Below are 10834 nucleotides of genomic sequence, written 5' to 3' on the forward strand. Positions count from 1 at the left end.
GTTTTGATCTCTGCGGGGAATACCGGTATAAGAAAGGAATGTCTAAACGTCTGGACGTCTAAATAAAGATATTCACCTGTGCGGTAAGGAAGAACACATGAAACTTGAAACGCTCTCTGTCCATGCCGGTTATTCACCGGATCCGACCACCAAATCTGTCGCGGTTCCTATCTATCAGACCACATCCTATGCCTTTGATGACACGCAGCACGGCGCGGATCTGTTTGATCTGAAAGTCCCGGGGAATATCTATACCCGCATTATGAACCCGACCAATGATGTGCTGGAGCAGCGTGTGGCTGCACTGGAGGGCGGAATTGCCGGGCTGGCGGTGGCATCGGGCATGGCGGCGATCACCTATGCTATCCAAACCCTGGCCGGGGTCGGTGACAATATTATCAGTGTCTCCAAACTCTATGGCGGCACGTATAATTTGTTTGCACATAATTTTCCGCGCATCGGGATCGACGTTCGTTTTGCTGATCATGATGATTTTGCACAGCTGGAATCCCTGATTGATGACAATACCAAAGCCGTTTTCTGCGAAACCATTTCCAATCCGGCGGGGCATATCGCGGATATTGAAAAACTGGCGGAAATCGCCCACCGTCACGGCGTTCCGCTGATTGTGGATAATACCGTTGCCTCTCCGGCGCTGTGCCGCCCGATTGAGTTTGGTGCGGATATCGTGGTGCATTCACTGACCAAATATATCGGCGGACACGGCTCATCTCTCGGCGGAATTGTTATCGACTCCGGCAAATTCCCGTGGCAGCAACATGCGGATCGCTTTGCGGTACTGAATACCCCTGATCCTTCCTATCACGGTGTGAACTACAGCGAACACTTCGGTGCGGCGGCCTTTATCGCCCGCTGCCGCGTGGCACCGCTGCGTAATACCGGTGCGGCACTGTCGCCGTTTAACAGCTTCCTGATTTTGCAGGGACTGGAAACACTGGCGCTGCGCATGGAGCGCCATACCGAAAACGCCCTGCGTGTCGCGCAATACCTGCAACAGCATCCGCAGGTGGCCTGGGTGAAATATGCCGGACTGGCGGATAGTCCGGAACATGCACTGGCAAAAAAATACGTGAAAGGCACACCGGCATCCATTATGTCTTTCGGCATTAAAGGCGGGGCAGAAGCGGGAGCGAAGTTTATCGATGCCCTGAAACTGATTGTCCGCCTGGTCAACATCGGTGATGCAAAATCCCTGGCCTGCCATCCGGCGACCACTACTCACCGGCAACTGAATGAGGCCGAACTGGCCCGTGCCGGGGTATCACAGGATATGATCCGGTTATCTGTCGGTATCGAGCACATTGATGACATCCTGGCGGATATCAGTGCGGCACTGGACAGTGCGAAATAATATTATTAGTCAATAAAATATAACCATAACAATATGTTCCGGAGATAGTATGAGAAAAATTATTGTATCGGCACTGCTCGCCTGCACTACATTACTGGCGGTGTCCTGCTCGCAGAATGATGATGAAAAACCACTGAAAGTAGCGATTAACACCGGACCGGATCAGGCAATCTGGGAAGAAGTGGTAAAAGTCGCCAAAGAGAAACAAGGACTGGATGTTGATGTTATCGCCTTCAATGACTATGTCCTGCCGAATGAAGCACTGCGTAACAATGATGTGGATGCCAATGCGTTCCAGACCGTGCCGTACTATGAGGCACAAAGCAAAGAACGCGGTTATCAGTTTGAAGTCATTGGTAAAACCTTTATCTTCCCGATAGCGGCATACTCGAAAAAAATCAAATCCGCAGCCGAATTGCCGGAGGGAGCAACAGTGGCTATCTCCAACGAAGCCACCACACTCGGGCGCAGCCTGCTGCTGTTACAGGCTCAGGGATTGATTAAACTGAAAGACGGCGTCGGTTATCTGCCGACCACGCTGGATATCATCGAAAATCCGAAGAAGCTGAAGTTCGCGGAAATCGACACCCCGCAACTGACCCGCACCCTGGATGATCCTGATGTGTATCTTTCCATTATCAACAATAACTTCTCATCTCAGGTCGGATTATCCGCCGCCCGTGACGGACTGTTTATGGAAGGTGCAGATTCCCCGTATGTGAACCTGATTGTGGTCAGAGCAGCAGATAAAGACAATGAGAAGCTGAAAAAACTGGTCGCGGCATTCCAGAGTGATGAGGTGCTGAAAAAGGCCGATGAGGTTTATAAGGGCGATGCTGTCCGGGCCTGGTAAATACGCGTCATCCTTCCGCCCATAGCTGCGTTGGCTTCGTTCGTCCATCCGGGTCACATACTGGTGTATGCTCCCCGGATGTCCTCACTTTGCCGCCTTGCTCTGAGCGGAATGATTTAACGTATACGCGTCATCCTTCCGCCCATAGCTGCGTTGGCTTCGTTCGTCCATCCGGGTCACATACTGATGTATGCTCCCCGTGCCCCTTCATTTGCCGCCTTGCTCTGAACGGAGTGATTTAGCGTATTAAGATCTACGGGCACAGGTGACGGGCAAAGAAAACAGAAAGCATGCGAGCCATGGATGGCGAGCCTGAGCGCACACGGATGTGTTTACAGCGACTTTCTGTTTTTGCCCGTTGCCGGTGCAGGCACCGTAATCCCCGAATGTCTTCACTTGCTGCCTTGCTCTGAGCGGAATGATTTAGCGTATAACACGGATGTGTTTACAGCGGCTTTCTGCTTTTACCGGTTATCAGCGTAACACCGTAATCACCAATAACACATGGAAAGCAATCAGTTAGCTTTATCTTGAATCCCCGGCGGATTGCCTGAATAATAGTCGCCACTGAGATAAGGAAAATACGATGAAACAACTGATTATCGGATTACTGGGTGTGGTGGTGCTGGTCGGCGTGCTGCTGGTCTCCAATTACAACAGCATCCAGACACAGGACGAAGCGGTGACCGCATCCGCCTCTGAAATGCTCAACCAATACAAACGCCGCGCGGATCTGATCCCGAACCTGGTGAAAACCGTGCAGGCTTCTTCTGACTTTGAACGTCAGGTCTTGCAGGATGTGGTGAATGCACGGGCAAAAGTCGGACAGATGAATATCAATGTCACTGACCTGAATGACCCGGCGCTGCTGGCAAAATTCCAGCAGGCGCAGACTGAACTCGGCTCCTCACTCTCCCGCCTGCTGGCGGTATCAGAACGCTATCCGGATCTGAAAAGTAACGCACTCTACAGCGACTTAATGGTACAACTGGAAGGCAGCGAAAACCGGATCGCCGTGGCGCGCGGCCGCTATATCGAACGTGTCCGTGAATACAACACGACTATCCGGAAATTCCCGGCCGTGATTATTGCGAACTACATGGGATACACCGGCAAGCCAAACTTCAGCGTCGAAAATGAAGCAGAAGTCACAACAGTTCCCGATGTGCAGTTTCAAAAATAAACCGGCTGAACATAATTAACTGATGGCAGGATAAATTGAGTTTCCGGGCAAAATCCGTTAGAAGGGGAGAATAATACTAAGGAGTTATCGTGATTACCGAAGAATTTCTCTCCAATAATGTGCTCAGCCTGATTGTGCTGGTGCTGTGTCTGTTCGGCTCTGCCGGGCTGATGATTTATAACCGCAGCCGGGAAAAGGGCGAACACGCCACATTAGTCCATGTTTCCCAGTTTGTGATGTGGGCGCTGGGGGTCATTATCCTCGGTGATTTCGCGGAGCAGGGGATTGACCACTTTCAGTGGCGCTTTATCACTGCCGGTACGGTCGCCATGATCTGCACCACGCTGATTGTGCTGATGCTGATCCGTAAACTGTTCCTGATGATAAACCGCCTGGCCGCCGCACAGATCAAACGCGGCAGCGATATCACCTCGGCACATATTGTTTCCCGCGTGCTGAAAATCCTGATTGTGATTGTGGTGTTCCTGTTCTACGGCGAACACTTCGGCATGAGTCTGTCCGGCCTGCTGACCTTCGGCGGTATCGGTGGTATTGCTATCGGTATGGCGGGGAAGGATATTCTCAGTAACCTCTTCTCCGGCATCATGCTCTATTTTGACCGCCCGTTTAAAATCGGTGACTGGGTCAGCTCACCTGACCGGCAGATAGAAGGGACGGTGGTGGAAATCGGCTGGCGTATCACCAAAATCATTACCTTTGATCACCGCCCGCTCTATATTCCGAACTCGTTGTTCTCCTCCATCAGTGTGGAAAACCCGGGGCGCATGACCAACCGGCGGATCAAAACCACCATCGGGCTGCGTTATGAGGATGCGGAGAAGATTTCACAGATTGTCAGTGAAATACGGGCGATGCTGAAAGCAGAGAGCAGCATTGATCAGCACCAGACTCTGCTGGTCTATTTTGATGAATTCGGTGATTCTGCCCTCAATATCATGGTGTACTGCTTTACCAAAACCACGGTCTGGGCAGAGTGGCTGGCAGCACAGCAGGCGGTGTATCTGAAGATTATTGAGATTGTGCACCGCAACGGTGCGGACTTTGCTTTCCCGAGCCGGACACTCTATATGGAACGCAACAGTGTTTCCCGCGAACCGCCGGGAGTGTGATCTGACACCTTGCACCATCCCCCTTGTTTCCGTTATTGTGCCGCCGGTTAATTCCTGAGAAGGTCATCAGAGGCGGCACAATATGGCGAAATATTTTTCCATCGGTGAGATGGCAAAGCTCCATAAAATCAGCATTCAGACACTGCGTTATTATGACCAGCTGGGGCTGTTCCGCCCGGTGTATGTGGATCAGGAAAGTAACTACCGCTATTACACTATCGATCAGTTTTCCCGGCTGGATATTATTAAATATCTGAAATATCTCGGTATGCCGCTGAAAGAGATCAAACACCGCCTGGAAGACAGTGACACACAGATCCTCAGCCTGCTGACCCGGAAAATTTCCGTGGTGGATGAGAAAATCCGTGAGCTCGAGCTGATTAAAAAGGTGCTCTCCACCAAAAAAGAGACCCTGGAAAAAGGGATTGATACTGAGAGCATCGGCAAAATTACCCGCCGTTATATTCCGCGCCGTCATATTTTATCGATGAATTATGAGCCGGGTCTGAGCTTTGAGGAGACCATGGAATTCTCACGGCGGCAGATTGCCAATATCCTCGAGGAAAATATTTCTATCTTCTACGGCGGCGTCAGTGGACTGGTCTCCCGTGAGGAATTTCTGGCCACACAGCAGGTGCATTATCTGAACAGTTTTGTGATTGTCGAGCGTGATCTGTTTAATCCGCAGGTGCAGGATAAAATTACAGAAATTCCCGATGGTGAATTTATCTGCCTGATGTATCAGGGGCCTTACAGTGAAAATACGGCAGCATTTAAAGCGCTGACGGATTATGCGGAATATAAACGTATTCCGGTGGATGACATGATGTATGAAATCCCGGTGATTGACCCGCTTTCCACTAATGACCAGCGCCAGTTGCTGACAGAAATCCAGATCAAAGTGAAACGGCGTGAAATTGATACCCGCTGCCTGGTATAAAACTCTCCCTCTGCTACAGGTCTAAATGCTTTCAATACAGAAACAGGCTGATATTCCTCAGCCTGTTTTGCTTTTATCCACCGTATAATTACCCGTTTTGTGATACATATCTACTATCTCTGAATTGACTCTATAGTAACTGGAGAGTCTATAGTTATCCACATTACAGCAATGGTTAAAAAGGTCGTTACTGCCACACTATTACCCCCGCTGATCCTGAATCAGCAACCCGAACTCACTAATGATAATAAATGATGACATGCGGATCAGAATGCTGATCTCATGAGGAGTCTGTCGTGCAAAAAAATACTGATTATGATTTGGAAACCAAACTGATCCACCAGGGTCATTCACCGGATCCGGCCACCGGCGCGCTGGCCAGTCCTATCTACCAGACCGCCACATTTGCGGCGCATTCTGTGGAGCATTTCGAAGAACTGTGCCGGACATGGGGCTATGTCTACAGCCGCGAATGCAACCCGAACCTGACCGAGCTGGAAAGCAAACTGGCGATGCTGGAAGGGGCGGACAGCGCGATTGTCAGCGCATCCGGTATGGGGGCAATTGCGTCAACCCTGCTGTCACTGGTGAAAACCGGCGATCATATTGTCAGTGCTGACGGGATCTTCTCCCACACCCGCCTGCTGATGACTGAACTGCTGGCAAAATTCGGCGTGGAAATCACCTTTGTTGATGCCACGGTCAGTGACAACATCCGCGCTGCCATGAAACCGGCGACAAAACTCGTGTATGTGGAAAGCCCGCTCAATCCGTCTCTGGCGCTGGCGGATATCCGCGCGGTGGCGGACATTGCCCATCAGAACAAAAGCCTGCTGATTGTTGACAGCACCTTCTGTACGCCGATCCTGCAACGCCCGCTGGAACTGGGTGCGGATCTGGTGGTTCACAGCCTGACCAAGTTTATGAACGGTCACGGTGATACGCTGGGCGGCGCGGTTATCGGCTCCCGTGAGCTGATCGAGCTGATCAAATGGCCGGGATTATGCTGCTTTACCGGCGCGGCACTGGCGCCAAACAACGCCTGGATGATTATGCGCGGGATGAAAACCCTCGATATGCGCATGAAAAAACACTGCGAAAACGGCCTGGCACTGGCGGAGTTCCTGACATCTCAGAGCGAAATCGAAGAAGTCCGCTACCCGGCACTGAAAAACCATCCGCATTATGAACTGTGTCAGTCCCAGATGAACGGCCTCGGCGGCGGTATCGTCTCTTTCCGTCTGAAAGAGGACATTCACGGCCTGACCCGCGACCAGGTAAGCCGCAAATTTGTGAACTCCCTGAAACTGACCACCATTGCCACCAGCCTGGGCGAAGAACACACCCTGGTTCAGATGAACGGCGAAAACCTGATCCGTATTGCTGTCGGACTTGAGTCAGCAAAAGACATTATTGCGGATTTCCGCCAGGCCCTGGATGCAGTTCACGGCTGATAAAAAGAGATAATAATTATGGCAAATCACATGGCAAATCAATCCCGCATCAGACGGATGCTGATTCTGTTTCTGCTGGCATTCGGTACCACCGCAATGTACAGCCTGCCTTACCTGAAGTCTTCGTTCTATGATCCGATGCAGCAGGCGCTGGGACTGACACACATTGAGATTGGTAACCTGCTCAGTCTGTATGGCCTGATCGGTATGTTTTCCTACTTTTTCGGCGGCTGGTTTGCGGATCGTTTTTCACTGCGCAACCTGATCACTTTCTCGTTGATCGCCTCCGGGTCACTGGGATTCTGGTTTGCGACTTTCCCGTCGTATAACACGATCCTGCTGATCCACATTCTGTGGGGTGTCACGACGATCCTGACATTCTTCGCCGCATCGATCAAAGTGGTGCGGATGCAGGGTACGGAAAAAGAGCAGGGGCGGATCTTCGGGTTTTATGAAGGATTGTCCGGTGTGTCCGGTACACTGATCTCGTTTGTTGGTCTTTATTTCTTCGGCAAATTCGCCGAGGCGGCTATCGGCTTCCGTTATGTGGTCTGGCTTTACTCCGGTGCTTCCGTGATTTGCGGCGTGCTGCTGTTCTTCCTGATCGCGCACCGCAGCAGTACCGCTGACAGCGGTGAACCGGAAGAGAAAACCACATTCCGTTCGCTGATGAGTGTGGTGACGATGCCGAAAGCGTGGCTGATCGGGCTGATTATTTTCTCCACCTATGTGGTGTTCTCCAGCCTGACGTATCTCAGCCCGTATCTGTCACAGGTGTATGTGGTACCGATTACCCTGGTGACGGCGCTGTCGATTATCCGTACCTATGTGATCAAAATGGTAGCCTCTCCGGTGGCGGGGATCGTGACGGATAAAGTCGGATCATCTATCAGCGTGATGTTTGTCGGCTTTATCATCATGGCGGTGAACTGTGCTCTGTTCCTCGTGATCCCGAAAGGTAACGCCTTTATGTGGTTTGCAGTGGTGAATATGGTGGTGCTGAGTGCGTTACTGTTTGCCTTCCGCGGTATCTATTTTGCCTCTGTTGCGGAATCGAAAATCCCGATGAAAACCACCGGTGCGGTGGTGGGTTTTGCCTCCTTTATCGGCTTTTCCCCGGACGCGTTCTATTATTCCGTTGCCGGCTACTGTCTGGATAAATACGGCGAAACTGGTTACAGCTATATCTTTATGCTCTCGGTCGCCTGTGCGCTGCTGGGTGTGGTGGCAACCTTCCTGCTGCGTCAGATCAACCGCCGGGAAGCGGCGGGCGGTGGAATGACACTCTCCCCGTCAGTCTGAAAATAAAAAGACGGCACACAGCAGATAAAAATATAAAACAGACAGCGCCCCCGGTAACGGGGGCGTTTTTTATGCATAATCGCGGTTTACGGATGAGGTACGGAGACAACGATATGAATCTGAAACCGGCAGGTGTTTTGCTGATGAGTCTGTTTACGGCACCGTATGCGGCGGCGGAGTCCGGCGGTTTACCGCAGGAAGTCGGGCAGTTACAGCAGCAGGCACAACGTGGTGAGGCGCAGGCGCAATATCAGCTGGCAGTACGCTATCTCAGGGGAGATGGTGTGGAAAAAAATGAGGCGCAGGCGGTGACATTGCTGGAAAAATCAGCCGCACAACATAATGCGGATGCACAGTATGTGCTGGGATCGCTGTATGCACACGGAAGCGGTGTGACGGAAGATAAGAATAAAGCAATTGAATTCTATGACAAAGCCAGAGAGCAGAATCATCCGGAGGCTCAATACATGCTGGGCATAATGTATCTGGAAGGAAAATATGTTGCCCCGAATTATAAATATGCCCGTTACCTGATAGGTGAAGCCTGTAAAGGCGGGGCAGGCGGTGCGTGTGATGCATTTTCCCGTCTGCCTTCGCCGTAAGCGGTAACAACCCCGCATAGTTTATGCGGGGTTGTATGCGGCATCAGTAACGGTATTCCACGCCCAGCCAGAAATTACGGCCTTCTTCCATATAGCCGTTGGTGTACTCGTAGGATTTATCAAACAGGTTATTGACAGAGGCATTGGCGGAAATGCCGTAACCGAAGTCATAGTCCACGCGCAGATCAGTAAGAGCATAACCGGCCACTTTGTTATTTTCATCCGTACGGTTATAGCTCCATGCACGGAACTCTTCAGCCAGGGTGATGGTCAGCGGTTCGATCGGCGAGACTTTTACCCATGCATAGACTTTTTGTTTTGGTAGTCCATCTATATGATCAACATCTTTCGGATCACTGTGGATGTAGCTGTAGTTGATCCCGGTTTTCAGCCAGTCACTGACTTCGCCCTTCACACCTAAATCTAACCCTGTGTAGTCTACACGGCCGCTATTTCTGTATTGAGCAATGTTTTTTCCATTTTTAGGATTAACACCGACATGTCGGGAAATGATGGCATCACTTATGCGGTTATGATAGAGGCTGGCTTGGTAACCCCATTTATCAGTGATATTGCCTTCATAGGTTAAATCAAAGGTCAGTGCATGCTCGGCTTTCAGATGTGGGTTAATAATGACTTCTTCATTGAACCCGGGTTTATCAGTTGTGTAACGTTCTTTTTGAGTAGGAAAACGGGTCCTGTCAGACACGGAGAACCGCATGTTATCCTGGTTGGCGAAGGTATATTTTGACATCACCTCCCAGTTAAAGGCGTGCTGATCATTATCATCCGCCCCTTTATCTGCCTGACGACTTTCTCGCCAGTCATAGCCGATAGCACCGATGATATCTAAATCCTGAGTGGCAGCCCACTGATACTCTGTTGCCACGGAGTAGGTGCGGTCTTTATAACGCTGCCAGTCACCACCTTTCTCTTTCTGAGCGCGGTGAACATCATCTTTCCAGTGTGCGGAGAACGAGAGCAGATCATTTTCCCGCATGTCGATCCCTAACTGGAGAGAGGCGCCGTTGCTGAAATCATCATAACGGCTGTAATCCACCTGGTTGCCCTTTTTCGGGTACATCAGCAGGGTATTTTCAAACTTGTCATGGAACAGGCGGCCCTGGAGATTTACGCCGTCTGTCAGTTGAGTGGTACTGTTGAAATAGTAGCTCTCTTTGTTGTAATCCGGCCATTCCCACCAGCTGTATTTTCCCTTGGCTCCGGGATCAGCAGATGGCGCACTGTCTTTGCTGCCGTCCTGCTTCAGATAAGTAAAGACATACTGGTCAGTCTCACGCGGGGTCCAGCCCACTTTCACCATGCCGCGTTTGTCATCGGATGAGGAGTGTGCACGGCGGCCGTTGCTGCCCGCCAGGGCATTATCATCATCGGATCCCGGCAGGCCGAGGAAACGTTGTTTGTACTGGCTGCCGCTGACCTGGATAAACCCGAGATCGCTGCGTGCGCCGACACGGGCGCTGGTGTTATAGGCATTATCCGCGCCGCGTGCGAAGCCCTGGCTGAATGACACATTGGCCTCAAACGGTTTTTTCGGGGTGGCGGTGGTGAGGTTGATTGCACCGCCCATCAGGTTCGGGCCCTGTAACAGCGAGGTATAGCCTTTGCTCACCTCAATACTTTCCAGCTCGCTGGTCATAAAGCGGCCGAGGTCAAGGTTGCCGTCATACGGGACGTAAGTCGGGATGCCGTCGAAGAACACCGGCACCTGGCGGCTGTCAAAACCACGGACTTTGACCGTCAGTTCATTACGGTTGCCCGATTTTTCGAGAACCACACCCGGCATGGTGCTGATCGCTGTCGCCGCGTTGGTTTTGTTCAGCGACTGCATCTGCGGCTGTGTGATGACATCCGGATTGGAGGCCACCGGGCTGCCCCAGACTGTCAGAATATCTGTGCTTTCTGCCTGTACCGCGGGCGCGGTTGCCAGCAGAATAGCTGAGCAGAGTAGAGTTCGTTTCATTGTTATTTTTCCTG

9 protein-coding genes are annotated in these 10834 nt (G+C 51.3%); 8 read left to right on the forward strand and 1 reads right to left on the reverse strand.

All coding sequences use genetic code 11. The features are described 5' to 3' along the window. Window positions 1-97 precede the first annotated feature (97 nt). The 8 genes from AB7038_RS03990 to AB7038_RS04025 all read left to right on the forward strand — a co-directional run bounded on the left by AB7038_RS03990 (window position 98) and on the right by AB7038_RS04025 (window position 8836). Window positions 98-1372 (forward strand): bifunctional O-acetylhomoserine aminocarboxypropyltransferase/cysteine synthase, encoded by a 1275-nt coding sequence (locus tag AB7038_RS03990; protein ID WP_108656060.1) that lies wholly within the window; start codon window positions 98-100, stop codon window positions 1370-1372. A 49-nt stretch (window positions 1373-1421) separates the two neighbouring features. After that, on the forward strand, window positions 1422-2225 hold the full coding sequence (locus tag AB7038_RS03995) for a MetQ/NlpA family ABC transporter substrate-binding protein (protein ID WP_072868960.1): 804 nt from the start codon (window positions 1422-1424) through the stop codon (window positions 2223-2225). A gap of 586 nt (window positions 2226-2811) precedes the next feature. Further along, the gene (locus AB7038_RS04000) at window positions 2812-3408 is read left to right on the forward strand and encodes a LemA family protein (protein ID WP_369452803.1); all 597 of its coding nucleotides are present in this window, start codon (window positions 2812-2814) and stop codon (window positions 3406-3408) included. Between the two features lie 92 nt (window positions 3409-3500). After that, the gene (locus AB7038_RS04005; protein WP_440590457.1) at window positions 3501-4538 is read left to right on the forward strand and encodes a mechanosensitive ion channel family protein; all 1038 of its coding nucleotides are present in this window, start codon (window positions 3501-3503) and stop codon (window positions 4536-4538) included. Between the two features lie 82 nt (window positions 4539-4620). Further along, the gene (locus tag AB7038_RS04010) at window positions 4621-5478 is read left to right on the forward strand and encodes a MerR family transcriptional regulator (RefSeq protein ID WP_369452805.1); all 858 of its coding nucleotides are present in this window, start codon (window positions 4621-4623) and stop codon (window positions 5476-5478) included. A gap of 296 nt (window positions 5479-5774) precedes the next feature. Next, a complete protein-coding gene (locus AB7038_RS04015; protein ID WP_369452806.1) occupies window positions 5775-6932 on the forward strand; it encodes a trans-sulfuration enzyme family protein in 1158 nt (385 codons plus the stop codon). Between the two features lie 30 nt (window positions 6933-6962). Beyond that, on the forward strand, window positions 6963-8234 hold the full coding sequence (locus AB7038_RS04020; protein ID WP_369452807.1) for an MFS transporter: 1272 nt from the start codon (window positions 6963-6965) through the stop codon (window positions 8232-8234). A 113-nt stretch (window positions 8235-8347) separates the two neighbouring features. Continuing rightward, window positions 8348-8836: a tetratricopeptide repeat protein gene (locus tag AB7038_RS04025; protein ID WP_369452808.1), complete on the forward strand. Its 489-nt coding sequence runs from the start codon at window positions 8348-8350 to the stop codon at window positions 8834-8836. 43 nt (window positions 8837-8879) lie between these two features. Here AB7038_RS04025 and AB7038_RS04030 read toward each other — a convergent pair whose 3' ends face one another. Continuing rightward, window positions 8880-10820: a TonB-dependent receptor plug domain-containing protein gene (locus tag AB7038_RS04030; RefSeq protein ID WP_368889863.1), complete on the reverse strand. Its 1941-nt coding sequence runs from the start codon at window positions 10818-10820 to the stop codon at window positions 8880-8882. Window positions 10821-10834: the final 14 nt, after the last annotated feature.

The organism is Morganella morganii (assembly GCF_041099235.1).
Taxonomy (GTDB): Bacteria; Pseudomonadota; Gammaproteobacteria; order Enterobacterales; family Enterobacteriaceae; genus Morganella; species Morganella morganii_E.